The 261-nt window shown below is 52.1% G+C and carries 1 rRNA gene; it reads left to right on the forward strand.

The window, feature by feature from the left end:
- Positions 1 to 158: 158 nt before the first annotated feature.
- Positions 159 to 261: ribosomal RNA gene (rrf, locus tag WA302_RS25205) — 5S ribosomal RNA — on the forward strand; the annotation flags it as partial.

Raw genomic sequence — 261 nt, forward strand, 5'->3', positions numbered from 1 at the left:
GTGTAAGTGCAGCGATGCATTGAGCTAACCAGTACTAATGATCCGTGAGGCTTAACCTTACAACACCGAAGGTGTTTTTAGAGAGATTTTCAGCGAAGTTCCGAGATTGGTTCTGATGGCTTCACGGGAGTGATGCGGTTGGAATGAAACAGAATTTGCCTGGCGGCAATAGCGCGGTGGTCCCACCTGACCCCATGCCGAACTCAGAAGTGAAACGCCGTAGCGCCGATGGTAGTGTGGGGTCTCCCCATGCGAGAGTAG

The sequence above is a fragment of the Serratia sp. 201 genome, assembly GCF_037027545.1.
In the GTDB taxonomy this organism is placed as follows: domain Bacteria; phylum Pseudomonadota; class Gammaproteobacteria; order Enterobacterales; family Enterobacteriaceae; genus Serratia; species Serratia bockelmannii.